17 protein-coding genes are annotated in these 19,583 nt (G+C 44.6%); 8 read left to right on the top strand and 9 right to left on the bottom strand.

Annotated elements, in window-relative coordinates; translation table 11 throughout:
• The first annotated feature begins 13 nt into the window (after positions 1–13).
• The 3 genes from ACTXGK_RS20890 (at position 14) to ACTXGK_RS20900 (ending at position 5,217) form a co-directional block, all read left to right on the top strand.
• On the top strand, positions 14–1,558 hold the full coding sequence (locus ACTXGK_RS20890; protein WP_443517219.1) for a TolC family protein: 1,545 nt from the start codon (positions 14–16) through the stop codon (positions 1,556–1,558).
• 114 nt (positions 1,559–1,672) lie between these two features.
• Positions 1,673–4,045, top strand: a complete 2,373-nt coding sequence (locus ACTXGK_RS20895; protein ID WP_443517217.1) for a type I secretion system permease/ATPase — start codon at positions 1,673–1,675, stop codon at positions 4,043–4,045.
• 2 nt (positions 4,046–4,047) lie between these two features.
• Entirely contained in the window at positions 4,048–5,217 is a 1,170-nt protein-coding gene (locus ACTXGK_RS20900; RefSeq protein ID WP_443517215.1) for a beta-barrel domain-containing protein, read from the top strand.
• A 114-nt stretch (positions 5,218–5,331) separates the two neighbouring features.
• On the opposite strand, the gene ACTXGK_RS20905 is transcribed toward ACTXGK_RS20900, so the two are convergent.
• The 7 genes from ACTXGK_RS20905 to ACTXGK_RS20935 form a co-directional block, all read right to left on the bottom strand.
• Positions 5,332–6,105 (bottom strand): hypothetical protein, encoded by a 774-nt coding sequence (locus ACTXGK_RS20905; RefSeq protein WP_443517213.1) that lies wholly within the window; start codon positions 6,103–6,105, stop codon positions 5,332–5,334.
• Between the two features lie 129 nt (positions 6,106–6,234).
• Positions 6,235–7,185 (bottom strand): 1-acylglycerol-3-phosphate O-acyltransferase, YihG family, encoded by a 951-nt coding sequence (yihG, locus tag ACTXGK_RS20910; protein WP_443517212.1) that lies wholly within the window; start codon positions 7,183–7,185, stop codon positions 6,235–6,237.
• A gap of 208 nt (positions 7,186–7,393) precedes the next feature.
• The gene (locus ACTXGK_RS20915) at positions 7,394–7,936 is read right to left on the bottom strand and encodes a peroxiredoxin-like family protein (RefSeq protein WP_443517210.1); all 543 of its coding nucleotides are present in this window, start codon (positions 7,934–7,936) and stop codon (positions 7,394–7,396) included.
• A gap of 186 nt (positions 7,937–8,122) precedes the next feature.
• Positions 8,123–9,010, bottom strand: a complete 888-nt coding sequence (yghU, locus tag ACTXGK_RS20920; RefSeq protein ID WP_443517208.1) for a glutathione-dependent disulfide-bond oxidoreductase — start codon at positions 9,008–9,010, stop codon at positions 8,123–8,125.
• Between the two features lie 70 nt (positions 9,011–9,080).
• Positions 9,081–9,734: a DsbA family oxidoreductase gene (locus tag ACTXGK_RS20925; RefSeq protein WP_443517207.1), complete on the bottom strand. Its 654-nt coding sequence runs from the start codon at positions 9,732–9,734 to the stop codon at positions 9,081–9,083.
• A gap of 110 nt (positions 9,735–9,844) precedes the next feature.
• The gene (locus ACTXGK_RS20930) at positions 9,845–10,399 is read right to left on the bottom strand and encodes a carboxymuconolactone decarboxylase family protein (RefSeq protein WP_443517205.1); all 555 of its coding nucleotides are present in this window, start codon (positions 10,397–10,399) and stop codon (positions 9,845–9,847) included.
• 453 nt (positions 10,400–10,852) lie between these two features.
• Positions 10,853–11,143, bottom strand: a complete 291-nt coding sequence (locus ACTXGK_RS20935; RefSeq protein WP_443517203.1) for a putative quinol monooxygenase — start codon at positions 11,141–11,143, stop codon at positions 10,853–10,855.
• Between the two features lie 245 nt (positions 11,144–11,388).
• On the opposite strand from ACTXGK_RS20935, the gene ACTXGK_RS20940 reads away from it, so the two are divergent.
• Positions 11,389–12,069 (top strand): glutathione S-transferase family protein, encoded by a 681-nt coding sequence (locus ACTXGK_RS20940; protein ID WP_443517201.1) that lies wholly within the window; start codon positions 11,389–11,391, stop codon positions 12,067–12,069.
• 121 nt (positions 12,070–12,190) lie between these two features.
• Positions 12,191–12,775 (top strand): TetR/AcrR family transcriptional regulator, encoded by a 585-nt coding sequence (locus ACTXGK_RS20945; RefSeq protein ID WP_443517199.1) that lies wholly within the window; start codon positions 12,191–12,193, stop codon positions 12,773–12,775.
• An 85-nt stretch (positions 12,776–12,860) separates the two neighbouring features.
• On the opposite strand, the gene ACTXGK_RS20950 is transcribed toward ACTXGK_RS20945, so the two are convergent.
• On the bottom strand, positions 12,861–13,790 hold the full coding sequence (locus ACTXGK_RS20950; protein WP_443517197.1) for a haloalkane dehalogenase: 930 nt from the start codon (positions 13,788–13,790) through the stop codon (positions 12,861–12,863).
• Between the two features lie 223 nt (positions 13,791–14,013).
• The gene (locus ACTXGK_RS20955; protein WP_443517195.1) at positions 14,014–15,270 is read right to left on the bottom strand and encodes an SIP domain-containing protein; all 1,257 of its coding nucleotides are present in this window, start codon (positions 15,268–15,270) and stop codon (positions 14,014–14,016) included.
• Positions 15,271–15,498: 228 nt separating this feature from the next.
• Between ACTXGK_RS20955 and ACTXGK_RS20960 the strand changes: the two genes are divergently transcribed.
• The 3 genes from ACTXGK_RS20960 to fhuB are packed head-to-tail and all read left to right on the top strand — an operon-like array spanning position 15,499 to position 19,516.
• Positions 15,499–16,263, top strand: a complete 765-nt coding sequence (locus tag ACTXGK_RS20960) for an ABC transporter ATP-binding protein (RefSeq protein ID WP_443517193.1) — start codon at positions 15,499–15,501, stop codon at positions 16,261–16,263.
• A 50-nt stretch (positions 16,264–16,313) separates the two neighbouring features.
• A complete protein-coding gene (locus ACTXGK_RS20965; RefSeq protein ID WP_443517191.1) occupies positions 16,314–17,390 on the top strand; it encodes an ABC transporter substrate-binding protein in 1,077 nt (358 codons plus the stop codon).
• Complete coding sequence (fhuB, locus tag ACTXGK_RS20970) at positions 17,387–19,516, top strand: Fe(3+)-hydroxamate ABC transporter permease FhuB (RefSeq protein ID WP_443517189.1); 2,130 nt, start codon at positions 17,387–17,389, stop codon at positions 19,514–19,516. Before ACTXGK_RS20965 ends, fhuB begins: the two co-directional genes overlap by 4 nt.
• The last annotated feature ends 67 nt before the right edge of the window (positions 19,517–19,583 follow it).

Raw genomic sequence — 19,583 nt, forward strand, 5'->3', positions numbered from 1 at the left:
ACTGAAACTGAATATGAAAAATACGAGTTACCGAAAATCTCTATTTAATAATCTGACATCGCGTCAGAAGACTGCTTTTTTGGCAGCGTGCTTGTTTTTTACCATACCTGCCAAAGCAGCGGTAGAAGATTTGCAAATCAATAATCTGGTTGCGCAAGCGATTCAGACGCATCCTTTGGTAGGGTCGGCACGCGCGAGTCAACAAGCAACCACAGAAGGTATCAGCGCAGCCAAATTGAATCTGTTGCCAACGCCAAGTGTCAGCTCAGGTTTTGATAGAGACAATGATTTTGTCTCACAAGTGACCCTCCGCCAGCCTCTATGGACGGGCGGCAAGCTCACGGCAGATGTCAATCAAGCCATATTTGATGATAAAGCCGCCGTGGAATATATCTACGAGCAACAAAATCTAGTCGCCAAAACGACCATTGATGCTTGGCAGAGCTACATTCAAGCTGTCGCAAAACAAGCTGTCCATGTCGATAATCTAAAAGAACTGGGTGATTTTGAAGCCATGATGCAGCGTCGCGTCGGTCAAGGGGTGTCGGCTAGGATTGAGCTTGATCTTGTGACCAATCGTATCTTGCAGGAGCAGACAGCTTATCAAGCTGCCGCTGAGCAGCAACGTATTGCCGCCGCTCGGCTTGAGCAAATCATCGGTCAGCCGTTGTCTCAGATGAGTGCTATGAGCGTACCGAACATCAAGGTACTGGTAAATCAAGCCAAGCAGCAATCTGTTGACTTTGAAAAAATGGCGTTTGATCGAGCAGGTTTTTATAACCCTACCGTTGTAAAAGAGCATTTCCAGATTGAATCTGCCAAGCAAGGTGTCGAATCACAAAAAGCTGCTCAATATCCCACCGTTTATGCTCAGTACGAACATGCTTACTATCATGAAAATAACGAAAACGATGGTAAGTTTTCATTAGGTTTGAGTTATGCACCCGGTGCTGGATTTTCCAATTTTGCGCTAGCACGCGCCTCACAAGCGCAGGTCAACAGCCTGATACAGAATCAAGAAGCAGCACGCCGTAATGTGATAGAGAACATTCAAGTACAGTACCAGCAGTTTGTCAGTGCAAAAGATAGAGAGACGTCATTGGTCGCTGCCGTCGCTGGTGCACAGCTGGTGGTCAGCTCGTATCGTCGGCAGTTTATTGCTGGGCGAAAGTCATGGTTAGAAGTACTCAATGCCGTTCGTGAGCATAATGATTATCAAGTGCAGTTGGTACAAACTCGGGCAGAAATGCTGGGCGCATTTTATCGACTGCAAGTAGATTTTGGCATCATGCAGTGGCAGCAGTTCTCTCACAATCGTCAGCCAGTCACTTTATTTAGTCCCACAAATTCGGTCAAACAGTGGCTCAATAAGCAAGAAGGTAGCAGCAACATGAGTCACGAGTTTGGCTACGGAGACAATATAGCAGAAGAGCAGTATATCGAGATTAGGCTACCAGCGACTGCCGAGCGAGATTTGGATAATGGTCACTATCTCATGTTGAATGAGGACTACAGTATTACGCCGATAATTGAACAAGAAAGTATGGTAAATAACTAAATAGGTAAGTCATAGAAAAGCGTAGATAGCCATTTCTCGAAAATAATGACTTTAGTATTTTTCTAGACTATCTTGAATATAGCAACTGTCTAAAAAATGAAATAAGCGAGTGATATGAGTGCACATTTGCAGAAGACAACGTCTGAATCTGTTGATCACAGCAATGAATTACCACTGTCTGAACAGGTTGATCTGACTGAAACGCTGACCGATGCGATCAAGCACTTGCTCGGGCAACAGGGCTATCCAGTAGATAATATAAGACTCCATGATATCGTTGAGCGTCATAGTGAGCTATCGGATAGACAAGGTCAAAGCATTCATGAGTTAGGCGGTGTCATCGCTGTGTTACAAGGTATTGGCATTAATGACACACCCGAGATATTAGAGCAGCCCGATGCGGCTTTTTTGCCCTTGCTGGCGTATCAGTCAGCGTTAGGCTGGGGCGTCATCGACAGTCAAACCCCGCAAAAAATCTGGAACTTTAGACAGTCAAACCAGCAAGTACATGTGCGCGCCGATGAGCTGTCGTTGGTGTTGCGTATTCGCCTAAAAGAAGATCATATTCAGCAGCGCAAAGCCTCATTTTCTGACTTGCTAAAATCTGATTTGGGCAATTATAAAGGCATTCTCGTTGAAGCTGTCATCGCCACTTTTTTGATTAATATGCTGGCGTTGGCAGTCTCCTTGTTTTCTATGCAGGTCTATGATCGGGTGATACCGACACGTAGTGAGTACACGCTTATCATTTTGGCAAGCGGTGTGCTTTTGGTCATTTTGTTTGAAGCGTTTATGAAATTTTCGCGTTCAAAAATTATGGATAAAGTGGTGGTCGGTCTCGATCAATATCTGTCTCGAGAAGTGTTCCAGCGTTTACTCAAAGTACGTATCGACCAAATGCCGGGGTCCGTTGGCTCCATGGCAGCACAATTACGTGGCTACGAGCAAGTGCGCAGCTTTTTTACCGCCAGTACGCTTTTTGGCTTGGTCGACTTGCCGATGACCATTATTTTTATTACCTTGGTGGCTTTTATTGGCTCACCTTTAGTGGCTGCCGTACCAGTGGTTGCAGCGGTGATTGCGATTACGATGGGACTAATTGCGCGCAAACGCATTGATGCCATTGCCGCAGAAGGCGCGACGGCTTCTTATTATAAAACAGGTCTGTTAGTCGAGGCGGTAGAAGGTGTTGAGACTATAAAGGCGGGGGCGGGTAGTTGGAAGTTTCTCTCGCGTTGGCTTGATGTGATGGATGTGACTATCAAAAACGATTTGGATATGAAGCATGCCAATGATAACTTAACGTATTTTACGCAGATGCTACAGCAAGTAAGCTACGTTGGTATCGTGATAGTCGGGTCGTTCGTCGTCATGCAAGGTGACATGACAATGGGCGGACTGATTGCCTGCTCGATACTTGGTGGTAGAGTGTTGGCGCCTGTTATGGCGATACCAAATCTACTGGTGCAATACGCTCATGCTAAAGCCGCCAAATTAAACATTGAGAGTCTGTTTGCACTAGAGCAAGACAACCAAGGCGTGGCCTATCCGTTGTCACCCACACATATTAAAGGTGGCTATCAGTGTGACGGTCTGGTATTTAACTATAAAGACAATGACCGACCCGCCATCAACATTCCACAGCTATCGATAAAACCGGGCGAACGCATAGCGATACTTGGACCTATTGGCTCAGGAAAATCGACACTATTAAAGGTGCTGGCAGGATTGTATGCACCGACTAAAGGCCGAGTGTTGTTAGATGGTCTTGATATACATCAAGTCAGCCGTGAGACACTCAGTGAGCGTCTGGGTTACTTGCAGCAAGACCATCGATTGTTTCAAGGGACTCTGCGTGAGAACCTCTTGATTGGTATGGCAGCGCCCAATGATGATGTCCTACAAGACACGCTACATAGAACCGGACTCATCAACTTAGTATCGAGCCATTCTAGCGGACTTGATTTGCCGATTAGTGAAGGTGGTAAAGGACTGTCAGGTGGGCAAAAGCAATTGGTAGCATTTACTCGCTTGTTATTGACCAAGCCTGATGTGTTCTTGCTAGATGAGCCGACAGCATCTATGGACAATCGGCAAGAACAGCGCTGCTTGCAGGTTTTGCGGCAGGAGCTGACTCAGGGACAGACATTTATTGTGTCTACCCATAAGACCGCATTGCTCGACTTGGCTGAGCGCATCATTATCATGGACAACCAGCGCATTATTATAGATGGACCAAAACAGGCCGTACTCGATGAGCTGAAAAAAAACGAGCAAGGAAAACAAAAAGTCACTGCACAACAAAGTAATAAAACAGCGCATCAAACCAGTCGCCCAGCAGCTAAAGTGAAACCAAATCCTACTGCAGCTAAGCAGCCAGTAGCTAGGCAGCAATTGACTGACCCAAAAGTAAAAGGGCTTGAGGCGACGAACAATAGCGTACAGCCTAGCAGCACCAAATTCTCAATAACCGATCACGGGGAGTAGATATGTCATCGTATAAATACACACCCACCAAACCCAGAGTTGGTCAAGCCAGATTGAGTATTTGGGTCGCTTTGATTGGTATTATCATTTTGATCGTTTGGGCGTCGTTTGCCAAGATAGATCAGGTTACTCGTGCTACCGCAACAGTGATTGCAAGCGCGCGGACGCAGGAGATTCAAGCATCAGAAGGCGGTGTGTTGACAGATCTAGCGGTTGTCGAGGGTGAAGAGGTCAAAGCAGGTCAGCTGCTTGTGGTATTAGAAGAAGAGCGTGCTAAAGCAGCGGTGGATAATTCTGCCTCTAAAACAGCGGCATTAAAGGCCAAATTGGCAAGGTTAAATGCCGAAATTTTTGAAACACCACTGGTGTTCCCTAAAGACGTACAAAGTTATCCTGAGTACGTACAGAACCAAAGAGCGCTCTATAACCGTCGGCGTCAGGCCATTAATGAAGATGTCTCTTCTCTCGAAAAAATGCTGGTACTAGCGCGCCAAGAGCTTAGCATGAACGAGCCATTACTCGAATATGGCGATGTCAGTCAGGCCGATGTCATCAAGCTGAGTCGGCAGGTCGCTGATATTGAAGCGCAAATCAACAATAAGCGTAACAAGTACTTTGAAGAAGCACAGGCCGAGATGACCAAGGCTCAAGAAGAGCTGGATACAGAGCTTGAGCAGTTACGAGATCGGGCTCAGGTGTTAGAGGAGAAGCGTCTGATGGCACCGACAGAAGGTAAGATCAAAAATATCAATGTAACGACCATTGGCGGTGTGGTTAAGCCGGGCGAGGTGATTATGCAGATTCTACCGACCAGTAGCGATTTGGTTGTCGATGCCAAGGTCAGTCCTGCTGATATTGCCTATGTGAAAGAAGGTCAGCAGGCAACGGTCAAACTCGATGCCTATGACTACTCTATCTTTGGGGCCATGAATGGTACGGTTAGCTATATCAGTCCTGATACGCTCATGGAGCAAACGCCCAAAGGAGAAGAACCTTACTATCGCGTATTGATTGTGATAAATGGGGCTGAGTTCGCAGGCCGCGGTGATGAGATTGTCATTAAGCCCGGTATGACAGCCTCTGTCGATATCAAAGCGATGGAGCGCACCGTATTATCTTATCTCACCAAGCCAATTACCAAAACCTTATCAGAAGGTCTGGGTGAGCGCTAACAGTTTAATATTGGCTATTTATTGAAGAGATTGAAAAACCTCAGTTAATTGCTGGGGTTTTTATGTATAAAGGTATTTGGCTTTATTGTGCTATTTCTCATAAACCTTTTAATCTTAGTTAGAGTTTTCAGGAAGGTTTCGATTACCTTCGGTGTTTGCCTCATTTCTCGGCCGATGCTGGTCATCAATTTTCTGTTGATTACGTTTTTTAACTTCGTTAATAGCAGCGCTTAGTTGGTCGTTGATTTCCTCTACTTCAGATTTTGCCGAGAGGTAATCTTTATCTACTGTGACCGTGCTTTTTTGTGTAGGCACGTCCATCTCTAGGAGACCTGCATTGTTTTTGAGGTTCTCTAGATTAGTATCAGCACTCGTGATAATTGGTTGAGAAGAATCGTCTGTTTGAAGCCTTGGAGGCTTGTTTTCTTGTGAGTAATTTCTGATTTGTGCTGTGGTGGCTTTGGAGGTGGGTATTGTTTTTTCGGTATTGCCATCGATAGCGTTAGAGGTTTGCGAGGCTGCTTTTTTGGTGTTTTCTAAGCTGACGATTGGCGTATCATTATTGGTGGTTGTATTTACTGTCTTATTTTTTCCAGTAGTATCAGAGGTACTAGCAGTATTGACGCTATCGATACTATCGGCATTAGCTACACTATCATGCCTATTATCCAGCGTTTGAGTGCTTGTGACAGTAGTGGTATAGACCTTATCATTAGGCGGTGAGGTTATCGTACTGACAGTGGCTGGCAGCTCTGTATTGGTGCTATTGTCAGCCATTTCTGGCGTGTCAGAGAATTTTGCATTGAAATACAAAATAAAGAAAACCCCAGCATGTACCAGTATTGCAAGGCATAACGCCCAAAACCATTTTTCACGAAATTTCATCATTAGATGGTTTTACCTTTCTCATATTGGTACGTGCTGAACACCTCGAGGTTATCAAATAATAAGGATTATTGATATGGAAAATCAATTGAAAGCTTCTGGACTGAGTGTTTTGAACCGAGCACTTTTATACTAGGAGTCTTTGGTCTCAAATTCAGCCAGCATGTCTGTGATGAGCTGATCTTTTTTGTGCCATACTTGCTCCACCCAGTCAAACATCTGCGCTTTTATCGCTTCATCTGTTTCATAACCGCCATTTTTAATTGCAGTAAATAAGCCTTCAGGTATCTCGATATGACGCACATCGACGCCTAGACGTTTGATGTTGCCTTTCCACAGGTCACTATAAGTGGGTATACCATCAGGGTAGACAATCGTCATGTCCAAGATACCGTCGATCTCTGGGCCTAAGGCACTCAAAGCAAGTGATAATCCGCCAGCACGGGGCTTAAGTAAGTGCTTATATGGTGAGTTTTGCTTGTCACGTTTGCTAGGAGTAAAGCGCGTTCCTTCCAAATAATTTAGCAAAGTGAAAGGCTTATCTTTGAGTAGCGCACAGGCTCGTTTCGCCTCTTCGATATCTTTGCCCTTTAAAGCAGGATTTTTGGCAATGGCTTCTTTAGAATGTCGGCGCATCATGGGGAAATCAAGAAAGTAAAAAGCCTGCCCAATCACCGGAATATAGATAAGCTCAAACTTTGTAAAAAAGCGCGTCAATGGCAAGCGTTTTTCGCTGATATATTGCATGATGCTGGTATCGACCCACGATTGGTGGTTGCTCATCAGCAGGTATTGACCATCTGTGTGTACATCATCAGGCAAGCTGATACGCCAATCTTTACGCGGCAGGACATTATCGATGACGGCATTATTACTATTGATCCAATAGTTGGTGACATCGATAACGGCTTTGTCAGCGATAGCAGCGCCAGTGATGGCTTTGGCGGCGCCCATTATCCATACAGGAGGTCCTGCCAAAATACTATTAAAGGTAATCACGCCAGTTGCTGTGGTAAGTGATGCGGCTTTGCCCAGTTTTGGGGCGCGTTCATGTAGTTTTTGAACGATTGATTTCAATCGCATAGTAAGTCCTTTTTCTCATACCAGTGATGAGGTATTGATAATATTACTGTGTGATTTTAGCAGAAATCAATCTCAGTGTACGAGTGTTAACAACAAATAATAAACAGCCACTTTAATGAAACGCATTATTTTTGCCATAAAAAAGCGTACCAAAGCATGACCTTGATACGCTTTTTCCAAAACTATCGCCCATAAAAAGTAGGGCTATTTAGCCATGCATGCCGCGAATCGGATAGTTATTCTCTGGTTTTCTAACGAACACCAAGCCATCTGCCAATGCTTCAAGATCTGGTCTAGAGAATGGTGCATTTGAGAGATCAACGATTTGTATCTTGCCTTCACCGTTTATGACAAATACAGCAGGCTCTGCAAATGGATGATCCGTTTCTTTCGCTGAACGTGGATCAGAGATATAAAGCCCTAGCGTATTCATCTGCTCGATAGTCAGACCATAAGCAATAGGGAAGCTGATATCTAATTCTTCTAAATGATTTTCTAGCTGCTCTTTACTGTCGCCAGACACGGCAATGACATCGATACCATTGTCATAAAAAGACTTTTTCACAGTCTCTAACGTATTTAGATATTTTGTGCAGATTGGGCAGTGCTTGCCGCGATAGACAACCACCAGCTTCCAGTCATGACCGTTCTCAGGCTTGCCAAGTTCTGTCATTTCGCCACCTAGTACCTGTACTTCCATTTCAGGAAAAGTAGCACCAGCTTTGATTTTTTGAGCATAATTATTTGACATAGTTGTTATCCTTTTTAATAGTATTTTATGATGAGCATTTATTGAACAATCTTACTTTAGCAGTCTTAATTGTAAAAGTATGGGGTGTTTACAGTGCTCCAAAGTAGCAATGGGAAAAGTTAATATTACCCTGAACATTGTCCAATAAAACTGTTTAAGTAAGCGAGTAAGTAATAGGCAAAGCGTCTATTTGTTTGATTCTTCAGTGGTCTGAGCATTTAGTTTATCTTGAGTTTTTAGCTCAAAATCTGACGCATCATGACGTTCGTGTAATTGTTCAGAAGGTTCGCCCCAAGTGCGGTTTACCTTACGCCCACGTTGTACAGCAAGACGATCTAAAATCTCTTTTGCCCAGCGGCGTACATTTTTATAGCTTTCAACCTGTAGGAATTCTCCTGCATCATAAGCCTCACCAAGTATCAAATTGCCGTACCAAGGCCACGTGGCGATATCGGCAATCGTATACTCATCGCCGCCCAAATAGCGATGTTCTGCCAGCTCTCGATCCAGTACATCTAACTGACGCTTCACTTCCATTGTGAATCTGTTGATAGGATACTCAAACCTCTCTGGTGCATAAGAGTAAAAATGTCCAAAGCCGCCACCTAAGTAAGGGGCAGAACCTTGCAGCCAGAAGAGCCAGTTCATCACTTCAGTGCGTGCTGCGGCATCTTTGGGGAGCAGTTTTCCGAATTTTTCGGCCAGATAAAATAAAATAGCGCCACTTTCAAACACACGACTACCAGTCTCTGTATCCAAAAGTACAGGAATTTTCGAGTTTGGATTTAGCTCAACAAAACCTGATGAGAACTGTCCGCCTTCACCAATCTCAATAAGATGCGCGTCGTACTCAGCTTCTGTTACACCCAACGCCAATAACTCTTCGACCATAATAGTGACTTTTTGACCGTTAGGGGTACCCATTGAGTAGATTTGCAACGGATGTTTGCCGCGAGGTAGAGCTGCTTCATGCGTTGGGCCAGCGATAGGGCGATTGACGCTTGCCCACTTACCGCCGCTTTCTGCATCCCATGTCCAGACGCTAGGTGGCTCGTAATGATTAGAGTTTGACATAATGATGATACCTTTTTGTAGACTGTGCTCAGTAGGGTGCGATCGATAAATCAGATCAGGTTTATGGTTTTTATTCTGACATCTCAGTCAATTGCTCGATAATATTTTTATAGTTTTCTACGCCTTGTGCGCCGCTCACTAAATGGCGACCGTTAAAGATGACTGATGGCACGCTTTGAATACCTTGCTGTTTTGAATGCTGTACGGACTCACGTATCACATCGGCAAAGCGTTGGTCTTCGATGACTGCGAGCGCCTCAGTACGATCGAGTCCAATATCGGCAGCTATGTCTGCAAGCACAGCGCTGTCAGCTACATTGCGATTATCAATGAAGTGCGCGACAAACAATGCTTGTTTTAGGTCGTGCATACGTCCTTGCTGATCAGCCCAATGCAGCAACTGATGTGCATTAAACGTATTATAAGTACGAAACTCATCGGTAAATCGAAAATTAAAACCAGCTTCTGCACCTGCCGCTGTCATTCTAGCTCGGTTCTCTTTAACGTCCTCGGCAGTCGTACCATACTTCTCCATAATATGCTCACGATAGTTGCGTCCTTCAGCTGGCGTGTTAGGATTTAGCTCAAACGGATGCCAGTGAATCTCATGCGGCGTGTTGGTTTGTTTTAGTGCTTCAGCCAATTGTGCATAGCCGATAGCGCACCAAGGGCATACAACGTCGGACACGATATCTATCTGTAAGGGTTTTTTTGCCTGTTCCATAGGATCTCTCATTAGCGATAAATTAAAATGAAAAACTGCTGCCCGACGATGTTTCGAACAACAGTATGAAAACATCAAATGGACGGTATCAGCGTTAGCCGAAAAACGTATTAGTCAGCTTTATGCCATTCAAATTTCTGGAAAGGTTTGTCGACTGGGGTATTCGCCAAGTGGTTGGTGTAGTTGCTCATGACTTTTTGAGCCGCACCAAGAATGACTTCTAGAATTTGGCGTTTGGTATAGCCTGCGTCCAAAAATGCTTGAACCGCGCTATCATCAACGTTACCACGATTACGTACGACAGAAAGCGTAAAGTCACGTAAGGCTTCTAGGCGGGCGGTTGGTAACGGCGTTTCATCACGTAGTGCATCAGTGATGGCGTCATCTACTTTCATGCTCTTAGCAATACCCGTATGCGCAGGGACACAGTAATGGCAGGCATGTTCGACGTTGATGGTTTGCCATACGACAGTGGTCTCTTCATCATCGAAACTACTTTTCAGGAACAACTCATGCAGACGTTGATAACCTTCTAGCAGACCTGGCGCTTCAGCCATGACAGCATGTAGGTTAGGCACCATACCAAAAGCATTGATAGAGGCATCAAGCAAGGCTTGGCTTTCTTGTGGGGCGCTTTGTTTATCGTGAAGCGTAAAATCCGTCATAATATTATTCCTAATTGTATATTTGAGATTTGGTGTGTTTGAGATTTTTATGCTGGTTAAGCTTATTTGCTGATTTACATTTAACGATTAAATTGAGTGCTCACTCAAAATCAGAAATATTGCTTTGTAGCCGAGTCAATAGAACCACTATAAATGATATTGAACAGTCGCTCAATAAATATTTGAGTAATCGTTCAACTAAATTGTAACGGCGAAGTTATATTTTTCTATTATGTGGGATTTATAGTAATAATATCAGTGGTCTGAGAAAGTGGTGCTTTGTAAAGGCAGACGTAGTAACGAATGTCGTCAAGCTAATGAAGCAAGTTAAACGATCACGATGCGATCTTACCAACCAAGAATCACTTACCAAAAAAAAGAGCACAGTAGCGCTCTTTTTTATATGAATATTCCTATGGTCTAATTCTAATTCTCATTGAGTGATTATAAAGATTAACCAATCTCTGTCATCTCATTCAGTATGAAAGATTCAATAGCGCCTTCTGTTGCGGCTGAAAATTCTTTTAGATGTTGGTTTTCCATATGTATTTGCCACAGCTCGCGCGTGGCCCAGCTTTCATGAAACATGAAGTGAGCAGGGTTTTCGTTATCTTGGAACAGATTATATCCAAGACAACCTTCTTCATCACGCGTAGGTGGTATGAGTTTTTCGAGTTCAGCCTTGACTAGGGCAATGCTGTCATCTTTGGCAGTGATATTGGCAATAATCGTTAATGTAGACATGTTTAATCCCTTATTATCGTTAGTTAGTAGGATGGATAGAGTAGCCTGTATGGGTATGCAATCCACCATATCAATATGCAGTATTAGATATATTATTACTTGAACGACCGTTCATTTATAGTTATAGTATTTGTTAGACAATAAGAAAACGTTTCAGATCACGGGGACTATTTTTTGTTATCTCTCATACCTTTTATAGTCATCAGATTTTCAGATCATCTACCATGTTGTAACAGGATAAGATTATGCTTAAGTTTTATTTTCACCAAACGCCAAACCCAATGAAAGTGGCACTGTTTCTTGAAGAAACTGGTTTGCCCTATGAGCTCGTTGCTGTCGATACCCTAAAAGGGGAACAGCATACGCCTGAGTACCGCGCTATCAACCCCAATGGCAAAACGCCTGCTCTTGAAGATGATGGCAAACGTGTGTTCGACTCTACCGCTATCTTGATGTACTTGTCTGAAAAAACAGGATTGTTGGCAGGACAGTCAGAAGACCGTAGTGAAATGCTCTCATGGTTGATGTTTTTAGCAACTGGTTTGGGCCCTTATTCTGGTCAGTCTGTGCATTTTAGGCACAAGGCGCCAGAAAAAATCCCGTATGCGATGAACCGCTATCTTCGTGAAGCTGAGCGTCATTACGAAGTGCTCGATACCCATTTGGAAGGCCGTGAGTATCTGGTTGGAGATGAGTATTCAATCGCTGACATCTCCGCGTGGGGCTGGATAGACAAGGCAACGGTGGTACTGGGCGACGCAGGTTTAGATAATTATCCTAACCTAAAGCGTTGGTTTGCCACTATTGATGCCCGTCCTGCTGTGCAAAAAGCGCGTGAAATTCCTAAAAACATCGACTTTAAAACTGAGTTTGATGAGGTTGCTGCACGCGCGCTTTACCCACAGAATTTCGATAAAAACAGTTAATCACAGCAAAAAGACTTAATAAGCTTTATAATAAAAAAGTGATTAAAAACAGCAACTAAGGTTGATTCTATAAACTTTGCCTTAAGATATATTTTGAGGCAAAGCTATTAAGGTAAAAATTATGAGTGCTCCAATAAAGTTCAATCGCGAGGATGTGATCGAAAAAGCAAAAAATCTCTATTGGGAAAAAGGCTATCACGCAACCTCGATGCGCAATCTGCAAGACGTCATCAATATGCATCCTGGTAGTATTTATGCGGCTTTTGGCAGTAAAGACAAGCTCTTTATAGAATCCTTAAACCGTTATGCGGCAGATGGTGCCAAGCGTTTGGCTGACTGTATCGAGCAACAAGACACCGTGCTTGCTGGATTAAAACATTTTATCCATACCGTCATCGTATGTAATAAAGCGACGGCACCAAGCGGTATGTGCATGATTGTAAAAACGATCGCTGAGCTGACTCAGAATGATAGTCCAGCGCTGTTGGCACATGCCACAGAGATTTTGGAAGGGATAGAAGCCTCATTCGCTACGCTATTCGCACAAGCTATTGATCATGGTGAAATCAGCGCAGAGAAAAACCCGACTGAATTGGCACGCTATCTTCAAATTCAGATCATAGGTCTCAGGACATATGCTCAGATTACCAGTGATGAGGCTGCGGTAGAAAAGTACATCGATGATATTTTTAAAAATATCGTATAAAGACTGATACTTTTTAGCAAAAACACCCTGACTGTCTACTTAAACAGTCAGGGTGTTTTTTTATGAGCTATTTTATATATACCCTTTACGGCGAGTCTTTAGAGTCACTAGGATTATCAAGAATGAATTTGAGTAGTAGCTCAGCCAGCTTTTCGCCTTGATCTTCTTGAAGAAAATGTCCACCGTTGATAATAGTCGCATGCTGCTGACCATTGGTGCCGGGGATGAGTTTTTGCAGAATACGGTCGCCGCCACCTGTCACTGGGTCAGAGTCACTAAACAGTGTGATAAAAGGTTTTGTCCATTTGCTCAGTACTCCCCAAGCGGCACGATTTTTTTCTGACGCAGGATCATCTGGTGTGGTGGGTACAAGGAGAGGAAACTGCCTAGCGCCTTCTTTATATGATTCATCAGGGAAGGGTGCATCGTATGCAGCCATCACCGCTTGCGATAGCGTCGTTGTGGTACCACTTTTGATCGTCGCGCCTACATTGAACTGCGGGGTTTCTTGCGAGAACTGCTGCCATTTGCGAAACCCTGCGCCAGGATCTTGATCCCCAGTCGGGAGCATCGTATTACCAGCGGCTACCCGAGCAAACTTATCTGGGTTTTCTGCCACTAAGCGCAGACCGATCAGACCACCCCAATCCTGACAGAACAACGTGATATTATTCAAGTCTAACTGGTCAAGTACCGATTGCATCCAGTCAACATGACGCTGATAAGTGTAGTCATTACGCGCTGCTGGCTTATCTGATTTGCCAAAACCGATGAGGTCTGGCGCAATGACACGGTGTCCTGCAGCCGTCAGTATCGGAATCATTTTGCGATAGAGATAACTCCAAGAAGGCTCGCCGTGTAGCAGTAATATGGGGTCAGCATCTTTTGGGCCTTCATCGAGATAATGTACACGCAGCTCACCGCCCTCGGTGTCATCGACCATCAGATAGTTTGGGGCAAAGTCATAATCGGGCAGGTCAACAAAACAGTCATCAGGTGTTCTAAGGGTTTTCATATATCGTCCTTGAGTTGAATAAATAACCGTGCACTCTTGCACAGTGTTGAGGAATGTTGAGATTTGCTTTAATAAAGTCCTAAATAACGACTATAGCGTACAACGCTTTGCTACTACAAACCTTAGTCATGAACAGTCCAGTGTTGAATGCTGTGCATGAGAATACTGAAAAACTGTCATCTTCAGCTCGATGGTTACGGTCAACAAGCCATATTTTATGGGTTTAATCCTGACGCCAATATACCTTTATCACCACCTCTGCACGGCTAAGATCAAGTCGCTCTCTGAGCATGGGACGCAGTGCCTTGACAGTGCTTGCCTCTAACGCACCCCAGACCTTATCAATTTTTAAGGGCTGATCCGTTAAATAATTACCTACCGTACTATCGATTAGGGACGCTAAATGCTGTCCTGAGCATTGTTGATCGATGACGATGGGAAGTACGGTGAAGTTGTCCTTAACGGTGTTTTTGATAGTGCGCTCATTATTGCTGTCAATACTATTATCAATGCTGCGATCAATATCACTACGCATTTTTACGTTATCAAAATAACGTTGGTCCGCCGCGTTGTGTGTGACACAAACAACTAACGGCGGTGTCGGATTTTCCCAAAGCTCGAGCAATCTCGCGACAGTCGGCATAGACGTTTCATCAGCGATCAGTAACGCTTGACCATCACGCAAATGATCCACTTTTTCAGGGAATTCTCTTTTGGTGACTATGGTTTCACCTACTTGTAGTGACTGAGCCCAACTGCCGCCCAGTGTATCTCCATGAAGAAACACATCGACCCACGCTTGTATGCCAGTAGGCGTTTGCCATGCTTTTCTTAAGGTGTAATAACGATGAGCGCGTGCAGAGCGTGCGTTGTCCTCTATATCAGTGGTTGCGCTATTATTAGCGGCGCTATTGTCCGCCAAATCAAACAAGTAAGCATAGCCTGCGTCATTGATTGGTACTGAGGAGGGCTGTTTGTTTAATGGGTCATTATTACTTAACTCGGGCATGCTTAGTTCAAGACGGAGCATGTTTTCGCTGACTTTATAGCGGTTTTCCACCGTAAAGGTTTGTTTGATTAATTTGATGGTTTTTTTACCCAGCTTTTTATCTGCCCTTTGTTTGAGCGCAATATATTGAACTTGCAGCTCATCAGGATGGGTAATGGCTGCGGGAAAGGCAATAAAAAAAGACTGGCTATGGTCAGTGTGGTTTTGAGCATTAACAGATTGAGACTCTACATTTTTTGGCTGTACTTGTAACTCCATCCCTTCAGCGTAAACCGTCGTCAATTGTACCTCTATATTATCCAATTCAGCAGTGGATATAGGGGTAAATGCGATTAAAAATCCTAGTAGCTCATCTATATGTTCTTCATTGATATGACTGATGATGTCTTTTAGTTCAGGGGCATTCAAGGGAGAATGCGGTCTGTCTTGACCATAACGATTACGTTCAGAGGATAGGAGAATATTAGCCATATTGATACTCATAAGCAGAGGTAAATTAATAAATACAAACTTCGATTAGTTAATGATAATTGTTTTTATTATCGTTTACGAGTAAAATCATCTCTCATTACCGTTTTGTTTTTAAGTCCATGCTTTAAAACAGCGCTTCAATAAAGTGTTTCGAGACAAAAATGCTGCAAAAAAATAACTGTCATCGAGCCTTACTTTTCCAATTTTCTATCAATAATGAGTGCCTATATGCTACGTACAAACCAACTGACCATCAGTCGTCAAGGGAATACTTTATTAGATAACGTGAGCTGCGAGATTGATACCAAGCAGTTGGTGGCGCTGGTTGGACATAATGGTTCAGGCAAGTCGACCCTGATCAAAGCATTGGCAGGCGAGATGGAGAGTAGTGGCGGGAGTATTACCTTGGATGATACTCGCATCAGTGATTACGGTAGTAAAGAGCTGGCGCGTCAAATGGCCTATCTACCGCAGCAACTGCCGAACGCTGCTGGGTTTACTGTTCGTGAGCTTGTGATGCTCGGACGCTATCCGCATCAAAAGTGGCTACAAAAGCCAACCCAAGTAGATAGAGATAAAGTTGAGCAAGCGCTAAAGGTGACCCAAACAGAAGCGTTTGCTGATCGTATCACGGCCACACTATCAGGCGGTGAGCGTGCCCGTGCTTGGCTTGCGATGTGCTTGGCGCAAGACACCAAGTATCTATTGCTTGATGAGCCGCTCGCTGCGCTGGATATGCATTATCAGATTGAAGTCATTCAGCTTATCCGTCGTTTGGTAGATGAGCAGGGGTTGAGTGTGGTGATTATTATTCATGATATTAATCTGGCCGCGCAGTATGCGGATCGTATCATCGCGCTAAAAAACGGCCGAGTTTGTCACAATGGCAATATCAAAAGCACGATGCAATCTGAGGTATTACGCGATATTTTTAACGTTGATATGCAACTGCTTAATCATCCTATAACAGGGCAGCCCGTTGCAGTTGCTTGACATCAGATCGCTTCTTTTTCACCCATACTCGCCTAAAAAGATATGCCCCTATGTTTCCTGTTGTGTTTTCTGTTTTTTATCAATATCAATCGCCAAGGCACTCGGTAGCCACATCAGTACTTGCGTCGCCAGTCGTCGTATCTAAATGGCTCACTCTCTTAGCTTTTGCCATGCTCACCTCGTTGACATTGTCCGCTTGTAGTCACTCGGCATCCGACAAAGATATTACTCACTTTGATGAATCACCTCCTGACAATATCGCTGCAACAGAAAACAGCCATACTGTCATTATTAATAGCGACCGTATTAATAGTGACAGTATCAATATCGTCTCCCCTGATTGGGGCAATGCCGCGACGCTGACTGCGATGGGACATGCGCCGATTGCGACTGGTGATATCAGAGTATGGGATCGGTGGGTGGGTCGCCCTAATCTCCCGGCGTCGACCACAGACATTGGTATTCGTTATCAGCCTAATGCCGAGTTAGTCGCCCAGCTCCCTGTTGATATGGTCATAGATAACTATTTTTATGAGCATGCCCGCAGCCTATACGGTGATGTGCCTGCCGAGTCAGTGATGTTTGCAGCAAAAGGGGAGATAGCAACATGGGCTGACTATACCGAACCGACACGAGCGCTTGGTGCGCTTATTGAAAACCCAAAACTGGCAGAAGACTACATTGTGCAAAGTCAAAAAGAGATACAGCTTGCCAGTCAGCATCTCCAAAAGCGCTATCCAAAAGTCAAAAAATTCGCTGTCGTACAGTTTATTGATACCAATAACATGCGTATGTATGTCGATAACAGTCTATTCAAAGTGGCATTAGATCAGATGGATAAAGAGCTTATGGTCTTAGGTAAGGGGAATGCATGGGGGTTTTTTCCAATACGCATGAAAGATTTGGCGCAGTTAGATGATGAGACCTGCTTACTTATCATAGATCCAATGAGCCCAATCACTAAAGCTGAGATTGAGGACAGTTTAGTATGGCAGCGTCTAGGTTATGGGAATAATCGCTGTATGGCCCAATTACCGCCAGTATGGATTTATGGCGGTATGTCGTCACTAGTCAGTTTGGCAAATAATCTATCGACGGTTTCGTTGAAAGGCGGTGCCACATTATGACTATCCATACTGATACTTCGACGACTAATACTAACTCTACTAATACCAATAATAGTACTAATGCTATGACCTCAGTTTCACGCTCCTATTCAGCAATTACTTCATCGTCTAAGCCCCCACCGAGCAGACCTGATATTTCTTCATTGATTAGTACATCTTGGCGATTGTGGATTACTTTCATAGGGCTAATGGTTTTATCAGTATGGAGTGGTTGGACACTATTAGATCAAGAATGGACGCGTCCGATCAGTGAGCTATTTTTACCAAGCTTGCAACTGGACATTGTTAGTATGGCGACGCAGCTGCATTTGGTTGCGACCAGTGTAGTGGCATTATTAGCAGGCGGGTTGTTGGGCGTGGTCAGTATTTTGCTACAGCAGCTGGTCAAAAACCCATTGGCATCAGATACTACGTTGGGGGTAGGGGTAGGCGCACAATTGGCCATGCTGATTGTGACGTTATTTCTACCCAGTTTGGCCATTTATGGTGGCATTTATGTGGCCTTTGTCGGTGCCATTATAAGTATGGGTTTGGTGTTTGCCTTATCTGCACCTAGCCGATTTAACTCGCTGATTTTGATATTAGCCGGTTTGGTTGTGAATATTTTGCTAGCAGCGGTCGCCAACGTATTGGTGCTATTTTTCGCTGAGCGCAGTAATGGCATACTGTCATGGGCGGCTGGGTTCTTAGCTCAAAGTAGCTGGGACACCAGTCAAATACTAGTAGTAACGGCTATCTTAATGACGATAGCGTGCTTACCTTTATTAAAGCCACTGACGCTGATGAGTTTAGATGACTCGCAAGCAAGGCGTCTTGGCGTACCGATCAATGGTATTCGCGCGCTGGTGGTGCTCATCGTGGCGATGGTGACGGCATTGGTCATTAGCGAGGTTGGCTTGATTGGTTTTATTGGCCTTGGCGCAGCAAGCTTGGTCAATGCGATGGGTATCTCATCCATTGGTAAACGTTTGGTAGCGGCGTTTGGGCTGGGTGCTCTACTGTTGTTATTAACCAGTAATGTTGCCTTATTGCTTGAGCCGATACTAGGTATGCAAATCCCCGCTGGCGCCATGACGGGTATCCTCGGAGCGCCACTGATTATTTGGCTGATTTTGCGCCAGCGTCGTGAGCACATAGAAACCGTCACCCCTATGATGAGCGGTCAAAACAAGACCGTTGTGTTTTGGCGATGGAGCGTTGGAGTTATCATCACAATAATGTTGGCATGCTTTTTTGTACAGGATATTAATGGTTGGGGATTTAGTACGGATTGGGCGCTGACACAGCAATATCGTCTGCCTCGTAGCTTGAGTGCGGCGGCAACGGGCTTGATGTTGGCTGTTGCAGGGGTGCTGCTACAAACCCTAACTCGCAACCCTATGGCCAGTCCCGAGGTCTTGGGTGTGAGCTCAGGCGCGGCGCTTGGGGTTATTTTAGGGTTTTTATTATTGCCAAGTTTGGGGCTGTCGGCTGGCGCAGGTACGTTACTAGTTTCAGGACTGTCAGGTGCGATGGCGGTATTGCTGTTGGTCATTTGGCTAGCACGTAGAGTCAGCTCAGGCTATCTATTGTTGGTCGGTATTGGTATTGCCGCCATGATGGATGGAGTCATGCACATGGTCAAGCTATCAGGTGACCCGCGTCTGGAAGCGATGCTCAGCTGGTTATCAGGTACGACCTATAGCGCCCAGCCCAATACGGTCTGGTATCTCATTGGCATTGCGCTTATTTTATTGGTACTTAGCTTACTGATTATCAAGCCATTGCGCGTCCTTGGATTGGGCACAGGGGTCGCGCGTAATTTGGGTGTGGCAATCACACCAGTCACTTTTTCACTATTAGTATTAGTAGCAGCACTGAGTACAGCCAGTACCCTAGCTGTCGGACCATTGAGCTTTATTGGTTTGATGGTGCCGCATTTGGCGACGTCACTTGGGGCGGTAAAGCTTGAGCGGCAGTTACCATTAGCGGCATTGTTAGGGGCGGGCGTCATGGTGATAGCGGATTGGATCGGACGTTATGTTATTTTCCCTTATGAGCTGCCTGCTGGTACGGTTGCCGCCATCATCGGTGGCGGCTATTTCTTATGGCTTATTCGCAAGGTGCCAACTACGACAAAAGGCTAGAACCGATTCGTAATAGGAAAGTGATGGCAACGCTTACCAGTTGCCACAAAAACATAATAGATTATTT

It is taken from the genome of Psychrobacter sp. T6-5 (assembly GCF_052258485.2).
Lineage (GTDB): Bacteria > Pseudomonadota > Gammaproteobacteria > Pseudomonadales > Moraxellaceae > Psychrobacter.

Excerpts from the sequence above, each read along its gene's own strand:
- ACTXGK_RS20925 (WP_443517207.1), bottom strand. The coding sequence starts at position 9,734 with ATGGAACAGGCAAAAAAACCCTTACAGATAGATATCGTGTCCGACGTT.
- ACTXGK_RS20965 (WP_443517191.1), top strand. The coding sequence starts at position 16,314 with ATGTTTCCTGTTGTGTTTTCTGTTTTTTATCAATATCAATCGCCAAGG.
- ACTXGK_RS20895 (WP_443517217.1), top strand. The coding sequence starts at position 1,673 with ATGAGTGCACATTTGCAGAAGACAACGTCTGAATCTGTTGATCACAGC.
- ACTXGK_RS20940 (WP_443517201.1), top strand. The coding sequence starts at position 11,389 with ATGCTTAAGTTTTATTTTCACCAAACGCCAAACCCAATGAAAGTGGCA.
- ACTXGK_RS20955 (WP_443517195.1), bottom strand. The coding sequence starts at position 15,270 with ATGGCTAATATTCTCCTATCCTCTGAACGTAATCGTTATGGTCAAGAC.
- ACTXGK_RS20900 (WP_443517215.1), top strand. The coding sequence starts at position 4,048 with ATGTCATCGTATAAATACACACCCACCAAACCCAGAGTTGGTCAAGCC.
- ACTXGK_RS20890 (WP_443517219.1), top strand. The coding sequence starts at position 14 with ATGAAAAATACGAGTTACCGAAAATCTCTATTTAATAATCTGACATCG.
- yihG (WP_443517212.1), bottom strand. The coding sequence starts at position 7,185 with ATGCGATTGAAATCAATCGTTCAAAAACTACATGAACGCGCCCCAAAA.
- ACTXGK_RS20960 (WP_443517193.1), top strand. The coding sequence starts at position 15,499 with ATGCTACGTACAAACCAACTGACCATCAGTCGTCAAGGGAATACTTTA.
- ACTXGK_RS20905 (WP_443517213.1), bottom strand. The coding sequence starts at position 6,105 with ATGATGAAATTTCGTGAAAAATGGTTTTGGGCGTTATGCCTTGCAATA.
- ACTXGK_RS20935 (WP_443517203.1), bottom strand. The coding sequence starts at position 11,143 with ATGTCTACATTAACGATTATTGCCAATATCACTGCCAAAGATGACAGC.
- ACTXGK_RS20915 (WP_443517210.1), bottom strand. The coding sequence starts at position 7,936 with ATGTCAAATAATTATGCTCAAAAAATCAAAGCTGGTGCTACTTTTCCT.
- fhuB (WP_443517189.1), top strand. The coding sequence starts at position 17,387 with ATGACTATCCATACTGATACTTCGACGACTAATACTAACTCTACTAAT.
- ACTXGK_RS20930 (WP_443517205.1), bottom strand. The coding sequence starts at position 10,399 with ATGACGGATTTTACGCTTCACGATAAACAAAGCGCCCCACAAGAAAGC.
- ACTXGK_RS20950 (WP_443517197.1), bottom strand. The coding sequence starts at position 13,790 with ATGAAAACCCTTAGAACACCTGATGACTGTTTTGTTGACCTGCCCGAT.
- ACTXGK_RS20945 (WP_443517199.1), top strand. The coding sequence starts at position 12,191 with ATGAGTGCTCCAATAAAGTTCAATCGCGAGGATGTGATCGAAAAAGCA.
- yghU (WP_443517208.1), bottom strand. The coding sequence starts at position 9,010 with ATGTCAAACTCTAATCATTACGAGCCACCTAGCGTCTGGACATGGGAT.